23 protein-coding genes and 1 riboswitch are annotated in these 21660 nt (G+C 43.0%); of the genes, 12 read left to right on the top strand and 11 right to left on the bottom strand.

Annotated elements, in window-relative coordinates; genetic code table 11:
* The first annotated feature begins 1 nt into the window (after position 1).
* The gene (locus AC3WLU_RS14180; RefSeq protein WP_048686502.1) at positions 2-442 is read left to right on the top strand and encodes a Dps family protein; all 441 of its coding nucleotides are present in this window, start codon (positions 2-4) and stop codon (positions 440-442) included.
* Positions 443-538: 96 nt separating this feature from the next.
* On the opposite strand, the gene AC3WLU_RS14175 is transcribed toward AC3WLU_RS14180, so the two are convergent.
* Positions 539-805: a DUF6154 family protein gene (locus AC3WLU_RS14175; RefSeq protein ID WP_372464619.1), complete on the bottom strand. Its 267-nt coding sequence runs from the start codon at positions 803-805 to the stop codon at positions 539-541.
* Positions 806-1031: 226 nt separating this feature from the next.
* On the opposite strand from AC3WLU_RS14175, the gene AC3WLU_RS14170 reads away from it, so the two are divergent.
* Together AC3WLU_RS14170 and ytkD are read left to right on the top strand one after the other, a co-directional pair.
* Entirely contained in the window at positions 1032-1382 is a 351-nt protein-coding gene (locus AC3WLU_RS14170; protein ID WP_048686500.1) for a hypothetical protein, read from the top strand.
* Positions 1383-1495: 113 nt separating this feature from the next.
* The gene (gene ytkD / locus AC3WLU_RS14165; protein ID WP_403188566.1) at positions 1496-1966 is read left to right on the top strand and encodes an RNA deprotection pyrophosphohydrolase; all 471 of its coding nucleotides are present in this window, start codon (positions 1496-1498) and stop codon (positions 1964-1966) included.
* Positions 1967-2248: 282 nt separating this feature from the next.
* Here the strand turns inward: ytkD and AC3WLU_RS14160 are convergent, their stop codons facing one another.
* From AC3WLU_RS14160 to AC3WLU_RS14150, 3 genes are read right to left on the bottom strand one after another with little or no spacing between them, the layout of a single operon-like run.
* Entirely contained in the window at positions 2249-3040 is a 792-nt protein-coding gene (locus AC3WLU_RS14160) for an ABC transporter permease (protein ID WP_223255909.1), read from the bottom strand.
* Positions 3030-3800, bottom strand: coding sequence for an ABC transporter ATP-binding protein (locus AC3WLU_RS14155; RefSeq protein ID WP_057279181.1), 771 nt, complete (start codon positions 3798-3800; stop codon positions 3030-3032). The genes AC3WLU_RS14160 and AC3WLU_RS14155 overlap by 11 nt, the downstream gene beginning before the upstream one ends.
* Positions 3801-3827: 27 nt before the next feature.
* On the bottom strand, positions 3828-4829 hold the full coding sequence (locus AC3WLU_RS14150; RefSeq protein ID WP_492597442.1) for an ABC transporter substrate-binding protein: 1002 nt from the start codon (positions 4827-4829) through the stop codon (positions 3828-3830).
* Between the two features lie 135 nt (positions 4830-4964).
* Here AC3WLU_RS14150 and AC3WLU_RS14145 point away from each other — a divergent pair, with 135 nt between their 5' ends.
* The 4 genes from AC3WLU_RS14145 (at position 4965) to AC3WLU_RS14130 (ending at position 7538) form a co-directional block, all read left to right on the top strand.
* Entirely contained in the window at positions 4965-5753 is a 789-nt protein-coding gene (locus tag AC3WLU_RS14145) for an alpha/beta hydrolase family protein (protein ID WP_492597441.1), read from the top strand.
* A gap of 50 nt (positions 5754-5803) precedes the next feature.
* Positions 5804-6046 carry a DUF2584 domain-containing protein gene (locus AC3WLU_RS14140; protein ID WP_034310541.1) on the top strand — a complete coding sequence of 81 codons (243 nt, stop codon included), beginning with the start codon at positions 5804-5806 and terminating at the stop codon, positions 6044-6046.
* Positions 6047-6260: 214 nt separating this feature from the next.
* Entirely contained in the window at positions 6261-6725 is a 465-nt protein-coding gene (locus AC3WLU_RS14135; protein ID WP_063577584.1) for a 2-thiouracil desulfurase family protein, read from the top strand.
* Positions 6726-6767: 42 nt separating this feature from the next.
* Positions 6768-7538 carry a sulfite exporter TauE/SafE family protein gene (locus AC3WLU_RS14130; protein ID WP_057279177.1) on the top strand — a complete coding sequence of 257 codons (771 nt, stop codon included), beginning with the start codon at positions 6768-6770 and terminating at the stop codon, positions 7536-7538.
* Positions 7539-7564: 26 nt separating this feature from the next.
* Here AC3WLU_RS14130 and AC3WLU_RS14125 read toward each other — a convergent pair whose 3' ends face one another.
* Entirely contained in the window at positions 7565-7873 is a 309-nt protein-coding gene (locus tag AC3WLU_RS14125) for a hypothetical protein (RefSeq protein WP_492597440.1), read from the bottom strand.
* Between the two features lie 203 nt (positions 7874-8076).
* The gene (gene wecB / locus AC3WLU_RS14120) at positions 8077-9213 is read right to left on the bottom strand and encodes a non-hydrolyzing UDP-N-acetylglucosamine 2-epimerase (protein ID WP_492597439.1); all 1137 of its coding nucleotides are present in this window, start codon (positions 9211-9213) and stop codon (positions 8077-8079) included.
* 195 nt (positions 9214-9408) lie between these two features.
* On the opposite strand from wecB, the gene AC3WLU_RS14115 reads away from it, so the two are divergent.
* Genes AC3WLU_RS14115 through AC3WLU_RS14105 form a run of 3 tightly spaced genes read left to right on the top strand, consistent with a single transcriptional unit; the run spans position 9409 to position 13297 of the window.
* A complete protein-coding gene (locus tag AC3WLU_RS14115; RefSeq protein ID WP_306804729.1) occupies positions 9409-10614 on the top strand; it encodes a glycosyltransferase family 4 protein in 1206 nt (401 codons plus the stop codon).
* 23 nt (positions 10615-10637) lie between these two features.
* A complete protein-coding gene (locus AC3WLU_RS14110) occupies positions 10638-11954 on the top strand; it encodes a glycosyltransferase (protein ID WP_057279174.1) in 1317 nt (438 codons plus the stop codon).
* 41 nt (positions 11955-11995) lie between these two features.
* Positions 11996-13297 (top strand): nucleotide sugar dehydrogenase, encoded by a 1302-nt coding sequence (locus tag AC3WLU_RS14105; RefSeq protein WP_487373553.1) that lies wholly within the window; start codon positions 11996-11998, stop codon positions 13295-13297.
* An 813-nt stretch (positions 13298-14110) separates the two neighbouring features.
* Here the strand turns inward: AC3WLU_RS14105 and pckA are convergent.
* Positions 14111-15697: a phosphoenolpyruvate carboxykinase (ATP) gene (pckA, locus tag AC3WLU_RS14100; protein WP_063574849.1), complete on the bottom strand. Its 1587-nt coding sequence runs from the start codon at positions 15695-15697 to the stop codon at positions 14111-14113.
* A gap of 429 nt (positions 15698-16126) precedes the next feature.
* Positions 16127-16289, top strand: a riboswitch (SAM riboswitch).
* Between the two features lie 163 nt (positions 16290-16452).
* On the opposite strand from pckA, the gene metK reads away from it, so the two are divergent.
* Positions 16453-17646 carry a methionine adenosyltransferase gene (gene metK, locus AC3WLU_RS14095; RefSeq protein WP_492597438.1) on the top strand — a complete coding sequence of 398 codons (1194 nt, stop codon included), beginning with the start codon at positions 16453-16455 and terminating at the stop codon, positions 17644-17646.
* Between the two features lie 310 nt (positions 17647-17956).
* Here metK and AC3WLU_RS14090 read toward each other — a convergent pair whose 3' ends face one another.
* Positions 17957-18475: a gamma carbonic anhydrase gene (locus AC3WLU_RS14090; protein ID WP_063234974.1), complete on the bottom strand. Its 519-nt coding sequence runs from the start codon at positions 18473-18475 to the stop codon at positions 17957-17959.
* A gap of 210 nt (positions 18476-18685) precedes the next feature.
* Between AC3WLU_RS14090 and AC3WLU_RS14085 the strand changes: the two genes are divergently transcribed.
* Positions 18686-19489 (top strand): alpha/beta hydrolase, encoded by an 804-nt coding sequence (locus AC3WLU_RS14085; RefSeq protein WP_034310569.1) that lies wholly within the window; start codon positions 18686-18688, stop codon positions 19487-19489.
* A gap of 63 nt (positions 19490-19552) precedes the next feature.
* Here the strand turns inward: AC3WLU_RS14085 and AC3WLU_RS14080 are convergent, their stop codons facing one another.
* The 3 genes from AC3WLU_RS14080 to mnmL form a co-directional block, all read right to left on the bottom strand.
* Complete coding sequence (locus tag AC3WLU_RS14080) at positions 19553-19948, bottom strand: hypothetical protein (RefSeq protein WP_492597437.1); 396 nt, start codon at positions 19946-19948, stop codon at positions 19553-19555.
* A 136-nt stretch (positions 19949-20084) separates the two neighbouring features.
* A complete protein-coding gene (gene mnmM, locus AC3WLU_RS14075) occupies positions 20085-20657 on the bottom strand; it encodes a tRNA 5-(aminomethyl)-2-thiouridylate-methyltransferase MnmM (RefSeq protein WP_492597436.1) in 573 nt (190 codons plus the stop codon).
* Entirely contained in the window at positions 20654-21613 is a 960-nt protein-coding gene (gene mnmL / locus AC3WLU_RS14070) for a tRNA modification radical SAM protein MnmL/YtqA (RefSeq protein ID WP_492597435.1), read from the bottom strand. The genes mnmM and mnmL overlap by 4 nt, the downstream gene beginning before the upstream one ends.
* Between the last annotated feature and the right edge of the window lie 47 nt (positions 21614-21660).

Below are 21660 nucleotides of genomic sequence, written 5' to 3'. Positions count from 1 at the left end.
TATGGCCCAGAAAAAATTAGGAACTTTAGTGAATAAGGAAATAGCAAACTTCAGTGTTCTTTATACAAAAATTCATAATTACCATTGGTTCGTGAATGGACCGCACTTCTTTGAACTTCACCAAAAATTGGAAGAGTTATATAAAGAAGTGACATCCAACTATGACGAATTGGCTGAAAGACTATTGGCCATTGGTGAAAAGCCGGTTGCTACCCTTAAAGAGTACATGGAATTAACGACGATCGAAGAAGCGACAGGTAATGAAAATACAGAAGATATGGTCCAAAGCGTCATAAGTGATTTTGAAAAGCTTTCCGAAGAGTTCCTGGAAATCATCGAAGTTGCCGAACAAGAAGATCCGGTTACGGCCGATATGCTGACAGGCATGAAGAAAAGCTTAAACAAACATGCTTGGATGCTGCGTGCGTATTTAGGACATTAAGATTTAGGAAAAGCCCTGCTTCGGTAGGGCTTTTTTTTCGGTTAAACCTATAAAAAAGGCATCCATCAAAAGAGGGACACCTGACATGGTATGTATTTAATGAATATTCCTAGGCGGAAAATGTGTAGGTTTCGTGTCGCTCAAACTATTTTGAGCAAACTTCCCTTTTAACGTTTCAATAATGTAAAGGCCCATTAAATTGGTTAGTTCCTGATCATCCATCTCTTGAAGCAATTCGAAAATTTCCTTGCGGTCAAGCTGTTCCAGAACCGCAAACGTAAGCATATCAATATCTTCTTCATCACCAGTCATCTTATCACGGTACATATTGTATAATTCTTCAATTAACTTCAAAACTTTCACCTCACATTTATTAGAAATCCGTTATCTCTTTATATGTAGGTTATCAAAAAAACCTCTGGGTGCATATAAAAATCTTAAGGGATGCTTGGGCTTATTATATGTTTTACCCTTTGAAAGATACTTTAATCTATTATTTAACATCTTTGTTCTTCTGTAAACAAAATTTTCCATCGTATGAAGTGGGGAAATACGTGAAAAATAAGCGTAGGATATATGGAAAGGGTGGATGAATGTGTCTGAAGACAGGAAAAAATATTACATTTGGCTTCCGAATGGCCAGATAACACAAGATAGGGAAAGTTCTCCATGGAACTTCGAAATCGAGGCGACAGATAATGAAATCATCAAATTACGTGAATTATTTGATTACAATTATTCAATAGGGGAAGAAAATTTTTACCGGGCACATGTCCCATACCTTCAATATCATTTTGACCGTGAAAATGATAAGCAGGATATCACCCTTCAAAAAATTTACGAAATGATTTACGCCCTGGGTACTGAAGAAGGAAGACGGCATATAGAAAGCATGGGAATACTACAGGCAAAACCAACAGACGATGGCCTCGAATATTGAGGGTCCATCGTTTTTTTGATGTAATGCAGATTCCCGCTGGATAGTGATTTTTTTTACCCATATAATGAAACAAGGAGCATAGCACCATTTCTTATACGGAGAGAAGGGGAAAAATGAAACGATTTCTTGATAAGAACGGATATAAGGTCGAATTCTCCGAGAATCCTGTCTTTGGAGAGCCTTGGCATGTTTTTGTGCTAAGCCGATATAAGGGCAGGTGGGTATTGACCAAACACAGAGAAAGGGGATTCGAGTTCCCTGGAGGTAAACGGGAAGCAGGGGAATCCATTGAAGAAACGGCCATACGGGAAGTTTATGAAGAAACAGGAGGCTTGGTGGGCCAGCTGCAGTTTTTGGGACAATATAAAGTGCATGATCCAGTGAAGCCATTCGTTAAATCAATATACTATGCCGAATTGCGTGAAATAGAGAAGAAACGGAATTACCTGGAAACGGATGGCCCGATCTTTATGGAATCATTGCCGGATGTACTCGGTGAGGAGTTTAGCTTCATCATGAAAGATGAGATTGTACCTTTGAGCTTATCGAGACTGGATGATGGCACTTTGCAAAGAAACGAGTGAATGTCAGGAACTCACGAGTAAAACGGTAGAATTCACGAGTAAATCACCGAAACTCACGAGTAAATCATCGAAACTCACGAGTAAGTTTCGAAAACCCACGAGTAAAAGTCCGACTCACGAGTAAAATACTGAAATTTACGAGTAAGCTGGCGGAATTCACGAGTAAATCGCGAAAACTCACGAGTAAATCATCAAAACTTACGAGTAAATCGCCGAAACCAACTACATTCATGTTTTAACTCAGTATGAGTGAAAAACTGCCGAGGCTTATCGGCAGTTTGGTCAGTCTTTGATTAATTTTCGCTCGAGCAGTTCGACTAGTTGATACATGATTGTGGCAAAGACTGCAATGATCATCAAGGCAAGCATTACAAGGGTGAAGTTGAAGACTTGAAAGCCATAAATGATTAGGTAGCCGAGTCCTTTGGCCGAAACAAGGAATTCCCCTACGATGACGCCGACCCAGGAGAGGCCGACATTCACTTTCAATGTCGAGATGATCGTTGGGAAGGATGCGGGTAATATGGCTTCACGAAAAGCTTGTGTTCTTGTGGCGCCAAAAGTTTGGAGTACTTTCAGGTAGTTCGGGTCCACTTCGCGAAATGCAGTGTAGACGACGATGGTGGTGATGATGATGGAGATGATCGCCCCCATCGAGATGATGGATGGAAATCCAGGGCCGAATGCTACGATGATGATGGGGCCGAGTGCCACTTTCGGCATCGCATTTAAAATGACGAGATAAGGATCAAGTGTTTTGGATAATCTTGGCGACCACCAAAGCAGGGATGCCAGGATCGTTCCAAGCAGTGTTCCTATGATAAAGCCTAGAACGGTCTCGAATAGCGTCACTCCGGAATGGGATAGCAGGGTTCCGTCACCCAATTTCTGTATGAAAAGATGCCACACTTTAGTCGGGGAGCTGAAGATGAGCGGATCGATCAGTTCCTTCCTGGATAAAAGTTCCCAACTGCTGAAAAAAACGATGAAAATCAGGATCTGATAAAAGCGAATGAGCCTGTTTTCTTTTTTTAATGAGGTTTTATATTGGTTATGAAGCTGTTCAATATTCAAGGCTCTCAAGCTCCTTCCAGATCGTTTGGAATAGCATCGGATACTGCGGATGGTTGCGTGCATGGAAAGGCGTGAGTTCACGCAATTCATCGGGCACCTTGAAGGTTTTGTGCACGCTTCCCGGATTCGCGGAAAACAGAAAGATGCGGTCACTCATTGCAATGGCTTCACCGATATCATGGGTGACGAGGACGGCTGTCTTTCCGAAGGATTTCAGGGTTTCAAAAACAAGGTCTTCCAGCTTCAACTTGGTTTGGTAATCAAGAGCTGAAAACGGTTCATCAAGCAATAGGATTTTTGGGTCGACTGCCAGTGTCCGTGCCAGTGCAGCCCTTTGCCTCATTCCTCCCGATAGTTCGCGCGGATATAATTTTCCGGTGTCTCCCAATCCAACGTCACTTAAAAGTTTAAGCGTTTTTATTCTCTCGAGTCCTTCATCTTTTTTAATCAGTTTCAATCCTAATAAGATATTTTCTTCTATCGTCTTCCATGGAAATAGATAATCCTGCTGCAGCATATAGCCGATTGAAAGGTCGCTGTTGGCTTTCAGCGGTTTGTTTTCGAGCAGGATCTTTCCTGAAGTGGGCGGAAAGAGCCCGGCGATGATGGAAAGCAGGGTGGTTTTTCCGCAGCCGCTCGGACCTAGAAAAGAGACGAATTCACCTTTTTCAATGTCGAGGGAAATGTCCGCAAGTGCGGTCGCTGCCGTCTGATTTGAAAAATAAGTATGGTGAATGTCTTGGATTTTTAAAAAGCTCATCGGACATCCTCCTTACCTTTTGCTATGTTATTTTGTGACTTCTTCAGCAAAGTCGGTATTGACCAGCTCTTCATGGCTAATACGTGTTGGAAGCTCGCCTGCTTCATCCATGATGTTTTGCAGATTGTTCCATTCTTCTTCATCAAGAATGGGATCGGTGGCAAAGGATCCTTGTTCTTTGTAGCGATTGATGACTGTTTCCATCGTCTCGAGATTGGTATCCTCAAAATACGGCTGAATGACTTTGGCAATTTCGGCAGCATCGTTTTCCTGAACCCAATCTTGTGCTTTCTTCAAGGCCCTCGTGAATTTTTCGACAGTCTCTTTGTCTTCTTTCAAATAGCTTTCTTTAGCCATATAAACTGTATATGGAAGATGACCGGACTCGGTGCCGAAAGAAGCGACGATATAGCCTTTTCCTTCTTTTTCAAACACACTGGCCGTTGGTTCGAACAGTTGAACGAAATCACCGGTTCCGGAAGCGAAGGCAGTTGCGACATTCGCGAAATCAATGTTCTGGATGAGGTTCAAATCTTTTTTCGGGTCTATGTTATGTTTTTTCAATACGAACTCTCCGGCCATCTGCGGCATCCCGCCTTTGCGCTGGCCTAGGAAAGTAGTGTCTTTCAGCATATCCCAATTGAAGTTGTCAATTTTTTCACGTGAAACAAGAAACGTTCCATCCGTCTGTGTTAATTGAGCGAAGTTGATGACGGGGTCATTCGAGCCTTGTGCCTGAACGTAAATCGATGTTTCGGAGCCAACGAGAGCAATATCCGCGCCATCGGAAAGAAGCGTGGTCATCGTCTTGTCGCCGCCTGCCGTCGTTTTCAAATCAATGCTGAGGCCCTCATCTTTAAAAAAGCCTTTTTCGATTGCGACATATTGCGGTGTATAGAAAAGGGAGCGGGTTACTTCGGCAACCCTTACCTTCGTTGTTTCCTGTTCCTTGTTGCCGCATGCGCCAAGCGGGATCACCAGCACGCACAGAAGTAAAAATACGACACCTGCTTTACACCATTTTTTCAAAATGCCTTCCTCCTTGATATATGGGTATTTTGCCTACATTATCGTATGAACGGAAGAAAAAAATGTGAATGCCTCTCAGGGGATAAAAACAAGCGGATGTTTTACAATAAGAATAAAGAGAAAGGAGAGTGGAAATTGGAGAACGGAACGATTATTTCAAAACAGCGGTTTCCATCACCGCATCCACGAATCCATCTTTATTCAGTTACGTACATATCACAAGGCCTGAAGGTAAAAGGTTTGCTGGCTGAACCGGTTGATGGCGAAATACATGATGCCTTCTTATATTTACGCGGCGGGATTAAAAATGTCGGCAAGGTGAGGCCTGCAAGGATCGTGCAGTATGCTGTAGAAGGTTTCATCGTTTTTGCTCCTTTTTATCGTGGAAATCAAGGCGGGGAGGGGGATGAGGATTTTGGAGGCGAAGATCGATTCGATGCGATATCAGGATTCAATCTTCTTGAACAGCACCCCAGGGTGAACAAGGATCACATTCATATCCTCGGATTCTCCCGTGGCGGCATCATGGCCCTTTGGACTGGGATATACTGCAGGAATGCAGCGTCGATTGTTACGTGGGGAGGTGTGTCGGATATGTTTTTAACATATGTCGAACGGGTCGATATGCGTCGGATGATGAAGCGTGTCATCGGCGGAACACCTAAAAAATGCCCGGATCAATATGAATACCGTACACCATTGTTTGCGATTGATGATTTGAATATACCCGTCCTGATCATACATGGTGAAAAAGATGACAATGTCGCCATAGAACACGCATACCGGCTGGAAAAAAGGTTGAAAATGCATGACAAAGAGGTCGAAAGCTGGTATTTCCCTCAATTTACGCATTTCTTCCCGCCTGCCGTAAACAGAAAAGTAGTCGAAGATTTAACATCTTGGATGAAAAGTAAAACCGAATAATGATAGAATGAAGGATATACTAAGTATATTGGCAAGAGGAGGAGATACACATGGGCATGCCTATGGAGCTAAATACCATGATCGTTACAAAAGGGAACGAAACCCGTGAAGAAGAAAACATTTTTCGGCTGGCGAAAGCTGGTTACAGGTTATACCCTATCGATATTCCAATCGATGTCCGCAAAACGATCCAATCTGATTCAAGCGGAACAGCCGTTATCCAAAAAATTGAATGGACCAGTGAAAAGACCATCATTACGTACCAACTGCTATCACTGAATTCAACTAACTAAATAGACAAGCGCTTGCCGGGAATCGCCTCCGCTGCAAGCGCTTTTTTTGTTTTGGCGGAATTCGACAGATGCACGGAAAATTCGTGAAAAAAATCCGACTCAAGTAAAACGGGATTTTATCAGCGTGAAATCCCTGGTGGATATTCAATCTTCGAAATGATTGTCACGAAAAGAGTGGTAAAATGGTGTAAAGTGCATGAGGCGGGGTGGTTTGATGATTTTGGTGAGTTCTTGTTTAGCTGGCCTTGAGGTAAGATACAATGGTACTCACAGCTTGGATGATGGAATTATGGCATTGATGAGGGAGAAAAAAGCTATAGCGGTTTGTCCTGAATTGCTTGGCGGTTTTTCGACACCGAGGGAACCTGCTGAGATAGTTGGCGGTGAAGGTGGGGATGTCCTTGATGGAAAAGCGAAGATCATCGAAAAGTCGGGCAGGGATGTAACGGAACTGTACATAAAGGGAGCGAATCTCACGTTATTGAAAGCCCAGGAGGTAGGGGCGACATTAGTCGTTTTAAAAGAAAACAGTCCATCCTGCGGGAGTGCCACGATTTATAATGGGGAATTCAAGGGGAAGAAGAAGGTCGGGAATGGAGTGACCGCGGCTTTGCTTAGGAGGCATGGGTTCACGGTCATTTCAGAAGAAAGGTTATTCGATTATTTGGATGAAAAATGAGTAATGGCATTTTAGATAGTGCTTTTGAAAGAAGGGGAATACATGGAGGATATCAATCTCTATACTTTGCTATTTTTAGTACTTGCGGGTTTTATTGCCGCATTCATCGATTCCGTAGTGGGCGGGGGCGGGTTAATTTCCATTCCTGCTTTATTGTTCACGGGGATATCGCCTTCAGCGGCACTTGCCACTAACAAGCTGGCGGGTACCATGGGGTCTTTAACGAGTACGATTTCATTCATTCGGGCTGGAAAAGTGGATTTCAATTTCGTCATCAAGTTGTTTCCGATCACCGTGATTGGAGCGGCGTTAGGAGCATACGTTGTACATTTCGTTTCCGCAGAGATATTGAAGCCCCTCATTTTGATCTTGCTGGTCATTGTCGCGATTTATACGTTGGTAAAAAAGGATTGGGGTAAAGATGCAAAATATAAAGGGCTGACAAGGAAGAAAATGATACTTTTGATAGTCATAATATTTGCGATTGGTTTTTATGATGGCTTTCTTGGACCAGGCACAGGTTCCTTTTTATTATTTTCATTTCTGATCATTGGGTTTGATTTTGTCCAGGCAGCCGGGAATGCAAGAATATTGAATTTTGGAAGCAATATTGCCGCACTTATCATTTTTTTATCTATGGGGACCGTCAATTTTGCCTATGGAATCCCGATGGGTCTTGCAATGGTCGCGGGAGCATTGGTAGGAACGAACTTCGCCATTAAGAAAGGTGCTTCCTATGTCCGTATCTTATTCATTTGCGTCACGGTTTTATTGATTGGAAAAAATGTCCTTAATTATTTTCATATTTTTTGATGGAGTGTTCAGCGAATGAATTCCTATTAAAAATGGCCGGGGATACAAGGCGTATTTCTGGCTATTTTTAAACAAGGTTTCGCTTCTTCAGGTGTTGGGAAATCCGCTTCCCCGTAGGTTTGCAGTTCGCCATGAAATATTTCTGCATAAGAGGCCAATGCGTCTTTTGCTAATCCTCCTGTTTCGTGTTGACTATCCATTCGACAGACATTTTTTAAATATGCTTTTATTTCAGTCACCCCTTTACGCCTTGGATAACGCATTTTCACAAGAACGACTTCGTCCCCCTTCATTTCTTTACCACATTTACCACAATTGGGATCCTTCCCGAACATTACAACACCTCCAAGGTAATAGATTGACTTCAATGAAATGTTAAATCTCCCCAAACTATCACATATGTATTTACCATTTACAAACCTAAATTGGACTTGGCTTTAATCCTTCGCTAATGAAAATGGAAGCAGCCGTTTCATAATCTGGCTGAATAGAAAAAGCCTGCCGCTTACGTGACAGGCTTTTCTCTCTATTTTATTTTTTATAATGGAAGGGGGAATTTCACTTTGCAATGCGTTAATAGGATATCAACAATCCGCTTTGAAGCGAATCCATCTCCATATGGGTTGGAAGCTGTCGCCATTTTTTTATAGGTTTCTTCATTTGTAAGTAATTCTGAGGCTAGTTGATAAATTCGTTCTTCCTCAATTCCTGCCAATAAAAGGGTACCGGCATCGATTCCTTCCGGACGTTCTGTTGTATCGCGTAACACAAGGACAGGAACGCCAAGTGAGGGAGCTTCTTCTTGCACCCCTCCGGAATCTGTCAATATGAGATGGGCGTGCGCCGCAAAATTATGGAAATCGAGCACCTCAAGCGGCTCTATTAAGTGAAGCCTTTCCGTTTCACCGAAAATCCGGTAAGCAATTTCACGGACAACCGGGTTTTTATGAAGCGGGAAAACAACTTGGATATCCGTGTAATCTTCAAGCAGCCGTTTGACGGAACGGAATATCTCTTCCATTGGTTTTCCGATATTTTCCCGTCTGTGCGCTGTCATCAATAACATGCGATCTCCATTCAAACCAGATAAAATCGGATGATCATAGTCTTTACGTACTGTTGTTTTCAAAGCATCGATAGCCGTATTGCCAGTAATATGGATACAATCACTCTTTTTATTTTCCGAAATTAGATTCTCTGCCGCCTGATTTGTAGGGGCAAAGTGCAAATCGGCCATGACGCCTGTCAGCTGCCTATTCATCTCTTCAGGATATGGAGAATACTTATTACCAGTCCGCAGACCAGCTTCAACGTGACCAATCTGTATCTTATTATAGAAAGCTGCCAGGCTGGCGATGAAAGTTGTCGTGGTATCCCCATGTACGAGGACGATATCCGGTTTTATATCTTTCATGAGCGAACTCAATTTTTCAAGCCCTCGAGTTGTAATTTCTTCTAGTGTTTGTCTATCCTTCATCATATCCAAATCGTGATCTGGATTTATTTGGAAACATTGCAAGACTTGGTCGAGCATTTCCCTATGCTGGGCGGTGACCACCACGATGGTTTCTATTTCTTCTGGATGCTTTTTCAGTTCCAAAACGACTGGTGCCATTTTGATAGCCTCTGGTCTTGTACCAAATACGGTCATGACCTTAATACGTTGTTTAGGCATGCTCATTTCCTCCCCTTCTGAATGTCTCCCCCATTATAACGGGAAGTTCAGGGGAAATATAAAAACGAAACAATTATTAACAGAATTTTTACAATATTAATAATGACTTTATACTTCTTTAACCTTAAGTTAATATCTGGCATTTACAATATAAAGCAGGAAGTAAGCTAAGCAGAATAGAGGTGATAGGCGAATATGAAAAGCGTCCTGATGATCGTGCAAAACTTTTATCCGGAAATCGGAAGTGCGGGAAATAGAATGAAAAATATATATCTCCATTTGAAAAGAAACGGATTCGAGGTAACGGTCATCACATTGAAGCCGAGTTATCCTAATCAAAGTTTATATCAAGATACAAAGTTTTGGGATGAAGATAGCATTGAAGAAGATGTCATCAGGATTAAGCCGGACAAAGTGAAGAGGTATACAAGCAATATGGGGAAGCGGTTGCTTCATTATCTTGAAGCGATGTGGCTTTTCATTTATACAATCATCCGTCTCGAAAAAAAATATGATTATGTGTTTGCCACGACCCCGCCGATCTTCCCTACATTGGCAGCGTTGATCGCCAAGAAAAAGATGAAGGCGAAACTCATTACCGATGTCAGGGATTTATGGCCGGAATCGTTGATAGGTGTAGGCGTATTCAATAATAAGTGGGTATTGAAAATCGCTTTCTTCCTGGAAAGGAAGCTATATAGGCATTCAGATTTTATCATCATCAATAGTCCTGGTTTCAGGGATTATATCGTTGCAAAGGGAGTCAAGGAAGAGGCCATCCAATTCATCCCCAATTCGCTTACTGCGGATGAGCTGACGTTAAAGAACTTGCTTACACCCGTATCGGAAAAGGTAATCAAGGTCGTTTATGCGGGGAATATCGGACTGGCCCAGGATTTGAAAAAACTGATAGCCGTAGCTGAAAAGCTAAGGGAACATAAACAAATCGAGTTCTCGATGATTGGATATGGATATCGGATATCCGAAGTGGAGAAGGAGATAAGCTCTAGAGGGCTGACCAATATTAAGATGATTAATGCGATGAATCGAAGAGTGACTCTTCATGAAGTTTCAACGTCTCATATTGCCTATGTGAGCTTGGTTGAAAAAGAAGTCTTCAATAAGGTCCTGCCTGGTAAAATCATCGATTATATGTGTGTCGGAAAACCCATTGTCGGTGATGTGGACGGCAGGGCCAAGAAGATGCTCATAGAGGCGAAATGCGGGTTGGTGGCAGAGAGCAGAAATGTTGATGAAATCTGTCAGCATATATTGACAATGGCCTCAAACCCGGCCCTTCGTGAAGAACTGGGAGAAAACGGTCATCGGTATGCTAAACAACATTTTCAATGGTCTAAAAATATTAAAGGTCTCATCAACGTGATGGAAGCGTCAGGCTGAAAAATCCGGAAGTGGAGGACAACATGGCGAAGAAAGTATGTATGTTCGTGTGGAATCACTTTACGAACGATGCGAGGGTTCTAAGAGAATGCACAGCACTTACAGAAGCGGGTTATGAAGTCGATTTAATTGCCATTCATAACTGGAAAATCGAAGGTTTGGCCAAAAAGGAGAAACACCAAAATGGTTTCTCGGTCACTAGGGTGAATAACCGCTGGGAGGCGCTTAATAAGATTCTCAGGATCGTAGGCAAATTGAAGAAAAAGAAGTTTGAAATCGCCCTATTTGCCTTAGTGATCTGGAATACGTTGTGGAATTTGAACTTGATCAACGGCTGGGTGGGGTCGGGAATACTGTTCGGTGCATTTGCACTCCTTGCGCTGGGCACCCTGTTCATCACGAAAACGAAGCTGCCGACACTATTAACGAGGAGCTACATTTTTGGTCAAATGATCTATCATGGCCGGAAAAGGAAATATGATTTCTATCATTCAAATGACTTGAATACGCTCATGCAGGGAGCGATCAGCAGTAAATGGCTGAGAAGGAAAAAGCTGATTTATGACTCGCATGAAGTACAAACGAGCAGAACGGGATATAATAGCCGAATTTACGGGATGATGGAGAAATTCCTATTAATGTTCGTCGATGAAATGATCGCCGAAAACCATACGAGAGCTAAGTATAACGAAGACTTATATGGTCTGTATCCCAAGGTGGTCCATAACTACCCGATTCCAACCAATCCGGAGGAAAGTACGGCCGTGAATTTGCATGAGCTGCTCGATTTGCCAGAGAATGAACCGATATTGTTATACCAAGGCGGCGTTCAAATGGGAAGAGGGTTAGAGCAATTGGTTGATGCTGTACCGATGATCGAGGGCGGAACGGTAGTTTTTATCGGGGATGGAAGGATCAAGGATGAATTAATGAAGAAAGTGAGCGACATGAACCTGGAGCATCGTGTGAAGTTCCTGCCGAAGGTTCCGGTCGACGAGCTGCTCCATTATACAAAAAATGCTTATTTAGGTTTTCAGATATTGAATAATGTCTGCTTTAATCACTACTCCGCTTCTTCAAATAAATTGTTTGAATACATGATGAGCGGTGTGCCAGTGGTTGCCTGCAGCTTTCCTGAAATTCAAAAGGTTGTCGATACGGAAAAAATCGGTGTATGTGTCGATTCGCATGATCCAAAATCAATTGCCGAAGGTGTCAATTACTTATTGAAGCATCCTGAAAAAAGGGCGGAAATGAGCCAAAACTGCCTGAAGGCGCGACAAAAATACAATTGGAAACAAGAGAAGGAAATCTTTATCGAAATCTATCAAACAGCCTAACAAATTTGAGTGCAGCAGAAAAATAGATAGGAGTGGTTTATATGAAACTTTGTACAATCGGACTAGGTTATATAGGACTTCCAACTTCTTTAATGTTTGCGAAATACGGTGTCGATGTTGTCGGCGTGGATATCCATCCTGAGATTATTTCCAATTTGAATAGCGGCAGGCTCCATATCGAAGAACCTGGATTGGATGAGGTATTAGAAGAAGTGATTGCTTCCAATAAGTTCCGAGCTGCGTTAAGCCCGGAACATGCGGATGTTTTCATCATCGCGGTGCCTACTCCAAATAAAAAGGACATGCACCAATCCTGTGATTTAACACATGTCATGGATGCAACCTCAAACATTCTTCCTTTTATCAAAAAAGGGAATGTCATCATTATTGAATCGACGATAGCGCCAAGAAGCATGGATGATCATATTAAACCGATGATCGAGAGGACGGGCCTTACCATCGGAAAAGACATTTTCCTCGTACATTGTCCGGAACGCGTTTTACCTGGAAGGATTCTTGAAGAGTTGGTTCATAATAACCGTATCGTAGGGGGCATCACCGAAACATGCTCATATAAAGGAAGTCTTGTTTATAAAACATTCGTTCAAGGGGAGATCATTCAGACCGATGCGAAAACGGCTGAAATGTCCAAACTGATGGAAAACACCTTCAGGGATGTCAATATCGCCCTTGCGAATGAGCTGACGAAAATCTGTTTCGAGCTGGACATCAATGTTTTGGATGTCATATCGATGGCAAACAAACACCCTCGTGTCAATATACACCAACCAGGACCGGGAGTTGGCGGCCATTGTTTAGCGGTCGATCCGTATTTCGTCGTTGCAAAGGCACCAGAGTATGCGAGAATCATTAAATTGGCCCGTGATACCAACGTATCGATGCCTTATTACATCGTAAATTCCGTAAGGATGATGCTAGAGGGGATCCGGAAGCCAAAAGTAGCCGTTTTCGGTCTAGCATACAAAGGAAATGTAGATGATATTCGTGAAAGTCCCGCCATTGATGTAGTCAATATCTTGATGGGGATGGAAAACATGGATGTAGCCTTGCATGACCCGCATGTCAAATCTGGAAAGATGCCAGTCGTATCAGTGGAAGACGCTGTTAATGATGCCGACTTGATACTTATCCTGACGGACCATGATGAATTTAAACAGATGGATTATGATAAGCTATCGAATCTCATGAGCAATAAATTAGTTCTGGATACACGCAATTGCATTGATGCAACTAAAACAGATGTCCCGGTGGCCAACCTGGGCAATATATATCAATACAAAACGGTGTCCATGAAAAAAGACAGGAATAAAGCGATCATCTAAAAACTTGGACAACATCGATAACGGAATAACGATGAAGGGGGCACTGACTATCACAGTGCCCTTTTTCCACTGAAAAAAAGGACCATGCAAGAACGAGGCCCTTTCAGAACGTGGAAACGATCCAGTTGTTTTCAGATCCGCTTCCTGTACGTCAAGCCTCCTCACCGCAAGCATCCTAGCCAGAGTCTCGGCTAGCCAATTATTCGAGCACAGCCGCCATATTTCGAGCTTCAAGGCAGTTATAATTCGACGGTAGATGGCGTATCTCGAGCTGAAAGGCAGTGAATTCGACGGTAGATGGCGTATTTCGAGCTGAAAGGCAGTGAATTCGAGCGCAGCCGCCATATTTCGGGTTATAAGGCAGTAAATTCGACCACAGGCGGCGAATTTCGAGCTGAAAGGCAGTGAATTCGAGCGAAGCCGCTGTGTTTCGAGCTGAAAGGCAGTGAATTCGAGCGAAGCCGCTGTGTTTCGAGCTTCAAGGCAGTTATAATTCGAATACAGATGCCGTATTTCGGGCTATAAGCTAGTAGATTCGAGAGCAGTCGCCGTATTACGTGCTATAAGGCAGAAATTTCGACCACAGATGGCGTATTTCGAGCTGAAAGAGCCTTATTACGTGCTATAAGGCAGTAAATTCGAGCGAAGATGCCGTATTTCGGGTTACTTGGTACTTTATTCGTCAGTAGACGAGGTATTTCCCTTTCCATGGCACTTAATAAAGTAATCCATAATCATGGTTCGGGAAGTGACGTTTCTTACCGACAAACTGAAAGGACCAAGCAAGAGCTTGGTCCTTTTGTGTACAATTTATTAAGCTGTCGGGCCGCCAAGTTCTTCGATTTCACTTGGAACGCTTTTGAATTTCTTGAAGTTTGCACGGAATTGTGCGGCAAGGTCTGTTGCTGCTTCTTTATAAGCGGCAGGATCTGCCCAAGTCTTGATTGGTTGAAGCACTTCATCAGGAACACCAGGAACATGAAGCGGGATATCCAAACCGAAGATATCATCTTTAATCGTTTCGATGTTCGCTAATTCACCTTCAAGCGCCGCTTGTACCATTGCACGGGTGTAAGCAAGTTTCATACGGCTTCCAGTTCCGTATGCTCCGCCAGTCCATCCTGTGTTGACAAGGTATACCTTTGCATTGTGCTCGTCAATTTTATCACCAAGCATCTCAGCATAGCGTGTAGCTGGAAGCGGTAAGAATGGTGAACCGAAGCAAGTGGAGAATGTAGCTTCCGGTGAAGTTACGCCTCTTTCAGTACCAGCCAATTTACTAGTGTATCCGCTTAGGAAGTGGAACATTGCCTGTTCTTTGGAAAGCTTGCTGATTGGAGGCAGAACTCCTGAAGCATCAGCCGTTAAGAAAATGATTGTATTTGGATGTCCTGCAATACTTGGGTTCACGATGTTATCGATTGCTTGCATTTGGTAAGCAGCACGAGTGTTTTCAGTCAATGAACTGTCATCATAGTTTGCTTCACGCGTATCCGGATCAACAACAACATTTTCCAATACAGCACCAAAACGGATTGCATCGAAAATTTGCGGTTCTTTTTCACGTGAAAGGTTGATTGTTTTCGCATAGCAGCCGCCTTCGATGTTGAATACGCCGTTAGAAGACCAGCCGTGCTCATCATCGCCAATCAATTTACGGCTAGTGTCTGCTGATAAAGTTGTTTTGCCTGTACCGGACAGTCCGAAGAATAAAGCGACGTCCCCTTCACGTCCTACGTTGGCAGAGCAATGCATTGGAAGGATTCCAGCCTCTGGAAGTAAGTAGTTCATGATCGAGAAGATCGATTTTTTCATTTCTCCTGCATATTCCGTTCCGCCGATCAGGATCGTACGGCGTTCAAAAGAAACGATGATGAACGTTTCGGATGTAGTTCCGTCCACTTCTGGGTCCGCTTTGAAGTTAGGTGCAGAAACGATCGTGAATTCAGCTTCGTGACCTCTCAGTTCTTCTTCGTTTGGACGGATGAACAAAGTATGGGCGAAAAGGTTATGCCAAGCATATTCATTAACAACACGGATGGGAAGACGTGATGATTCGTCTGCACCAGCGAAACCTTTAAAAACAAAAATCTCTTCTTTTGCTTTTAGGTAGTCAACTACTTTATTATATAGTTTATTGAACACATCTTCGGAAATCGGCCGGTTCACGGGACCCCAATCGATTTTATCTTTAACTGATGCTTCTTCCACGATATATTTATCTTTAGGTGAACGACCGGTATATTTGCCAGTTTCAGCTTTTACCGCGCCGGTTGATGTTAAAACGCCTTCATTTCTGCTTAGTACTTTTTCGACCAATTGAGGAACTGATAGTTGAGTTTGCACATTGTTTCCTGTTAATAATTGGTGTAACTCATTAGAAACATCTACAGAATTCATATATGAGGTACCTTCCTTTGTTTGAGTTTTTAGATTATAATTAGTATAACACATTCATTTAATTAGTCTATACTATTTCTTTTAATTTGTGATTATTTTCAGCTAGCCGCATTAATCATTTTAATCCGGCAGGAACCGAGTCAGGATGATCGCATATACTTTCATGAGGAAAAATTTATTTAAATAGGAAGTAAGTAAACAATTTATGTCTTAAGGAAAAGTCAGGATGTCGTTCCTTTTCGATATTCAATACTTTATTATTAATGGCAATTTACAACATTTCTATTCGTATATTGCATTGTAAACCCCTCTAGGACGTTGTATCAACATGTTTTTTCAAATGAACGCCGTTCTGGGTGGAAATGTTCTTTTTAGAAAAGCATTGACAAATTCCAGCCAGATACGATAATATCTTAAATTGTACGGATTCTCTTATCCCGAGTTGGTGGAGGGACAGGCCCTTTGAAACCCAGCAACCTGCCATATTGAACTTGACTCCAAGATCGATCGCCGAAAATAAAGCGAAGGTCTTCAAGGAATAGTGGTGATGGTGCTAACCTGAGCAAGGTAAAAAACCCTTGAACGATAAGAGTGAAAGGATAGAAGACAGAATTTTAAACCTTTCCTCATTTGCCAGGGAAGGTTTTTGTGTTTTTTATAAGTAATTCTGTGTCTATAGTTGAAACTAATGAGGGAAACGAGTTCCGTAAAAATCAGGCTTATGCCTACAACATACTAACTTCCAAGGAGGAAATATGATGTCAAAGAAACGTCTATTTACTTCTGAATCTGTTACAGAGGGCCATCCGGACAAAATTTGTGATCAGATTTCAGATTCCATTTTAGATGCTATCCTAGCTAAGGATGCAAATGCACGTGTTGCGTGTGAAACTAGTGTAACTACAGGTCTTGTACTTGTTGCTGGTGAAATTACAACGTCCGCTTACGTGGATATCCCGCGTATCGTTCGTGATACGATTAAAGGAATTGGCTACACACGTGCGAAATATGGTTTCGATGCTGAAACTTGTGCCGTTTTGAGTTCCATTGATGAGCAGTCTGCCGATATCGCAGCTGGTGTCGATAAAGCATTGGAAGCTCGTGAAGGAAACATGTCAGATGAAGAAATCGATGCAATCGGTGCAGGGGACCAAGGTCTTATGTTCGGATTCGCTTGTAATGAAACAAAAGAGCTTATGCCGCTTCCGATTTCATTGGCGCATAAACTTTCATTCCGCTTGACCCAAGTTCGTAAAGATGAAACTCTTGCTTACCTACGCCCTGATGGTAAAACACAGGTAACCGTGGAATATGATGAGAATAACCGTCCTGTACGTGTAGATACAATCGTCATCTCTACACAGCATGATGCAGAAGTTACGCTTGAACAAATTCAAGCCGATCTAAAAGAACATGTGATCAAAGCTGTCGTTCCAGCCGAGTTGATCGATGCAGATACTAAGTACTTCATCAACCCGACTGGACGTTTCGTAATCGGCGGACCTCAAGGGGATGCTGGTCTTACTGGACGTAAAATCATCGTTGATACTTACGGCGGATACGCCCGTCACGGCGGCGGTGCATTCTCTGGTAAGGATGCTACTAAAGTTGACCGTTCTGCTGCATACGCTGCACGTTACGTTGCGAAAAACATCGTGGCAGCCGGCCTTGCCGATAAAGCGGAAGTTCAATTGGCATACGCAATTGGTGTGGCAGAGCCTGTATCGATCTCCATTGATACGTTCGGAACTGGTACAGTTAGCGAAGAAGTCCTTGTTGACCTAGTTCGCGCAAACTTCGACCTTCGTCCAGCTGGTATCATCAAAATGCTTGACCTTCGTCGCCCAATCTACAAACAAACAGCTGCATACGGACACTTCGGCCGTACAGATGTCGATCTTCCATGGGAACGCACGGACAAAGCAGAAACATTAAAAGCACAAGCGTAATTCATATAAAAAAAGGTGTCCCGTTATTTGCGGGGCACCTTTTTTATGGATTAACTTAGCCGTCTGCGGGAATAATTCAAGAAATCCCAAAGAAATTAAACTTTTAGGGCCAAACTCGTGAGCTAGAGCGAAATACTCGTGAATTTGGAGCAATACTCGTGAGTTAGAGCGATTTACTCGTGAATTTAGAGCAAATACTCGTGAGTTTCAGCGAAATACTCGTGAATTTGGAGCAAATACTCGTGAATTAAAGCGATTTACTCGTGAGTTGCGTTCACGTATTCGTAATTTTCAGTCAAGTGATCGTGCATTACTTTATTCGTTCCGCCGTTTTATAGTATTGGCCTTTTTCGGCGTATTCGCGTACGATGCGTTCCATATCCTGACGATCTTCTTCGTTGATTTCACGGATGACTTTAGCTGGACGTCCGAATGCCAACATGTTCGGTGGAATGACTTTGCCTTGGGGAACGAGACTGCCGGCACCTATGAAAGCCCCTTCGCCGATTTCGGCTTCATCAAGTACGATCGATCCCATGCCGATTAAAGCTCCTTTGCGGATTTTACAGCTATGTAATATGACCTGATGGCCAATGGTTACTTCATCCTCGATGATCAATGGATTATTTGGGCTTTGGTGCAGGACGCTGTTATCCTGTATACTGACTTTTTTTCCGATGATGGTTGGGGATACATCACCGCGAATGACGGAATTGAACCAGATTGATGTTTCGTCGCCAATTTTGACATCACCTGTGACGACAGCATTTTCAGCAATATAAGCGCTTTCAGCAATTTCAGGTTCTTTGCCTTTATACGGATAAATAATCATTTTCAATCATTTCCTTTCCGAAGTGAATGTTTTTATGTATTATTTTAATATACCGTATGCAAATACACTTGGCTATTTATAATAGCAATGTACAACTTGTTAGATTTCTTTTTTGTCGAAAATCACGAATATGGTTATAATTTATATATATTATTTCAACTATCATGGATCGTACACAACAAGTGAAAAGTGAAAGGGGGATTTCGAATGTGGAAATGGGAGACAGAAGGAGACGCAAAGGGCGTCATTGTCATCATTCATGGGGCAATGGAACATCACGGGCGTTATAAGTGGGTAACACAAATGTGGCTTTCGGCTGGATACCATGTCGTCATGGGCGACCTTCCTGGGCAGGGTATGACTACTCGCGCCTACCGGGGACATATCGATTCCTTTGATGAGTATTTGGACGAAGTGAAAAGCTGGATAGAAGAGGCTTATGAATATTCGTTGCCGGTCTTTTTACTTGGACACAGCATGGGCGGTTTGATTTCGATACGCCTTCTTCAGGAAGAGGAATGGGACATTGCAGGGGTGATTCTTTCTTCTCCTTGCTTGGGCCTCGTGACGAAGCCGCGGAAGTTCCTTACAATGCTCTCGCATGGTTTGAACATCGTTATGCCTCAGTTCAGGGTGGATTCCGGATTGACACCTGAAATGGCGACGAGAAGTGCGGAAATTCGTGAATCCGATAGAAACGATACCTTATATATCACAAAGGTTTCGGTTCGCTGGTATCGCGAGCTTGCACAGGCTATGAAGGATGCTTTTGAAGAGATTCCTGAATTTCAGGATGTTCCGCTTTTGGTGATGCAGGGCGGAGATGACCGAATCGTGAACAAGAAGGCGGTTCGTGAGTGGTTCAATTATAATTTGGCCAGTGAAAAGCAATATAAGGAATGGCCGAAGCTTTATCATGAAATCTTCAATGAACCGGAGCGTGATGATGTATTTCAATATGCGCTGAGTTTTGTTGAAAACCGTTTAAAAATATTAGGGTATGTCGTTTGATTCCGTACATACTTCAGGATAAATGAAAAACTGCCGAAGTTAGCCTTCGGCAGTTTTTTTGGATCAGCCTGCGTTTTTAAGCAATTCGTTCGACTTGATGACCGGTGCCCAGAAAGTAACCGGGTACATTAATTGGTTCAAATGGGGAAGTTCCTTTTTGTTGGATAATGCAGTGGATAGGAGATAAATGGATTTGAAGGTCAAGTCATTGGCGAATAGGTCCAAAAGCGTCGCTTTCATATTCATGATCGCTTCATGGTTTTGGGTGGAAATCATTAAATCGAGCTGTGGCAGGAACTTATCAAAATGATGGTCAAATTGTTTGAGGCCCTCCATGGTTTTTTGTTCCTCTGTCAACGAGTTGAGCGAGCTGACAAAATCCCCGTATTGCTCGCTTGAATCCCTTTTGATTTTTTCAGTCAATATATCCGTCAGTAATGAAGTAGGCAAATGTTCCATTTTCTGCACCCTCTTATCTATTTTCTATCATTATAATCATTAAAGACGAAAAATTCAAAAAGTTAAGATTGGTAATTCTGCTGCCTGCGAGTTCGGATTGAAAAAACACCGTTCGAATAGAACGGTGCCAGATTTATCATCTCTTTTCAATCGCGACAATGAATGGCGGATTGTTTGCTTGGTTGATGAACCCGTATCTCAGGATATGGGCTTTCTGTTGAGGGAAGTTCTCTACATAATCCATCAATGCATCCCGTTCTGCCGATCCCCCTGGATGACCATGGTATATGACGAGGATGATGATGCCTTCAGGCGCCAGCAGTTCGAACAGCTGTTCAATGGCTGATATCGTCGTCTCGGCTTGGGTGATGATTGATTTGTCTCCGCCAGGTAGGTAGCCCAGGTTGAAGATGGCGCCTGTGACCTTTCCGGAATGTTCTTTCCTGATATATTTGCTTACATGTTCATGACCATCGTGAATGAGGGTGCAGTGCTCTTGTAAATTCTCGGCGTTCAGTTTTGCCGTTGTGTTTTCGATCGCTTCTTTTTGAATATCAAAACTATAGACATGTCCGTCTTTACCTGTAAGTCCTGCAAGAAAGACGGTATCAAAGCCGTTGCCCATCGTGCCATCTATGGTTATATCCCCGGGGCGGACCGCTTTTTCCAGCAGAATCCTGGCGAAAGGCAAAATTCGATCTAGCTTCATGATTGTACCTCCATGTGATGATTTTTCCCCTGCCAGCTGTTGCGGCGTTTCAGTTCGGCGTCAATGGCATTCAGGACATCCCATTTATTGACGCTCCACATGGGACCGATCATCAAATCGATCGGACCGTCACCAGTAATGCGGTGAACGATCATTTCTGGAGGGATTATTTCCAGCTGGTCACATACAAGGCTGACATAATCGTCACGGTCAAGAAACTCGAGCAGGCCTTTTTCATATTGTTTGACCATCGGTGTCCCTTTTAATAGATGAAGTAAATGGATCTTTATCCCCTGCACATCGAGTTTGGCGACTTCACGGGCTGTTTCCATCATCATGCCGTAATCTTCCTGAGGCAGGCCATTGATGATATGGGAGCAGACGCGGATGCCATGTTTGCGCAGTTTATCGACGCCTTCTTTGTAGCAATCGAAGTCATGGGCGCGGTTGATCATCGCCGCGGTCTTTTCATGGACCGTCTGGAGACCGAGCTCGACCCAAAGGTAAGTGCGTTCGTTCAATTCCGCTAAATACTCGACTACATCATCTGGAAGGCAATCCGGGCGTGTCGCGATGGAGAGTCCGACGACACTTTCCTGGGTCAATACACTTTCATATTTCTCGCGGAGCTCTGCCACGGGTGCATGCGTATTCGTGAATGCTTGGAAATAGGCCATATATTTTCCATCTTTCCATTTATGGTGCATCCGTTCGCTGATTTTCTTAAACTGGACGTCCAAGGGTTCAACCCTGCTGCCAGCGAAGTCACCAGAGCCTGAGGCACTGCAAAAGGAACAGCCGCCATGTGCGACGGTGCCATCACGGTTCGGACAGTCAAAACCGCCATCCAGGGCAACTTTAAAGACCTTATGTCCAAAATGTTCTCTCAGGTGGTAATTCCATGTATGATATCGTTTGTTGTCCGTTGCATATATAAACGGGTTTGCTTGATTCAAATCAGCAACCTCCTAAATAAAATAAAGCGCAACATATATTATACAAC

The sequence above is a fragment of the Peribacillus sp. FW305-BF15 genome (assembly GCF_058783805.1).
The sequence above is the reverse complement of the archived record's forward strand: the minus strand, read 5'-3'. Positions and strand labels throughout refer to the sequence as shown.

Excerpts from the sequence above, each read along its gene's own strand:
- AC3WLU_RS14105 (WP_487373553.1), top strand. The coding sequence starts at position 11,996 with ATGAAACTTTGTACAATCGGACTAGGTTATATAGGACTTCCAACTTCT.
- AC3WLU_RS14125 (WP_492597440.1), bottom strand. The coding sequence starts at position 7,873 with ATGTTCGGGAAGGATCCCAATTGTGGTAAATGTGGTAAAGAAATGAAG.
- AC3WLU_RS14135 (WP_063577584.1), top strand. The coding sequence starts at position 6,261 with ATGATTTTGGTGAGTTCTTGTTTAGCTGGCCTTGAGGTAAGATACAAT.
- AC3WLU_RS14155 (WP_057279181.1), bottom strand. The coding sequence starts at position 3,800 with ATGAGCTTTTTAAAAATCCAAGACATTCACCATACTTATTTTTCAAAT.
- metK (WP_492597438.1), top strand. The coding sequence starts at position 16,453 with ATGATGTCAAAGAAACGTCTATTTACTTCTGAATCTGTTACAGAGGGC.
- AC3WLU_RS14140 (WP_034310541.1), top strand. The coding sequence starts at position 5,804 with ATGGGCATGCCTATGGAGCTAAATACCATGATCGTTACAAAAGGGAAC.
- AC3WLU_RS14115 (WP_306804729.1), top strand. The coding sequence starts at position 9,409 with ATGAAAAGCGTCCTGATGATCGTGCAAAACTTTTATCCGGAAATCGGA.
- pckA (WP_063574849.1), bottom strand. The coding sequence starts at position 15,697 with ATGAATTCTGTAGATGTTTCTAATGAGTTACACCAATTATTAACAGGA.
- ytkD (WP_403188566.1), top strand. The coding sequence starts at position 1,496 with ATGAAACGATTTCTTGATAAGAACGGATATAAGGTCGAATTCTCCGAG.
- AC3WLU_RS14170 (WP_048686500.1), top strand. The coding sequence starts at position 1,032 with ATGAATGTGTCTGAAGACAGGAAAAAATATTACATTTGGCTTCCGAAT.
- AC3WLU_RS14085 (WP_034310569.1), top strand. The coding sequence starts at position 18,686 with ATGTGGAAATGGGAGACAGAAGGAGACGCAAAGGGCGTCATTGTCATC.
- mnmM (WP_492597436.1), bottom strand. The coding sequence starts at position 20,657 with ATGAAGCTAGATCGAATTTTGCCTTTCGCCAGGATTCTGCTGGAAAAA.
- AC3WLU_RS14110 (WP_057279174.1), top strand. The coding sequence starts at position 10,638 with ATGGCGAAGAAAGTATGTATGTTCGTGTGGAATCACTTTACGAACGAT.
- wecB (WP_492597439.1), bottom strand. The coding sequence starts at position 9,213 with ATGCCTAAACAACGTATTAAGGTCATGACCGTATTTGGTACAAGACCA.
- AC3WLU_RS14130 (WP_057279177.1), top strand. The coding sequence starts at position 6,768 with ATGGAGGATATCAATCTCTATACTTTGCTATTTTTAGTACTTGCGGGT.
- AC3WLU_RS14080 (WP_492597437.1), bottom strand. The coding sequence starts at position 19,948 with ATGGAACATTTGCCTACTTCATTACTGACGGATATATTGACTGAAAAA.
- AC3WLU_RS14180 (WP_048686502.1), top strand. The coding sequence starts at position 2 with ATGGCCCAGAAAAAATTAGGAACTTTAGTGAATAAGGAAATAGCAAAC.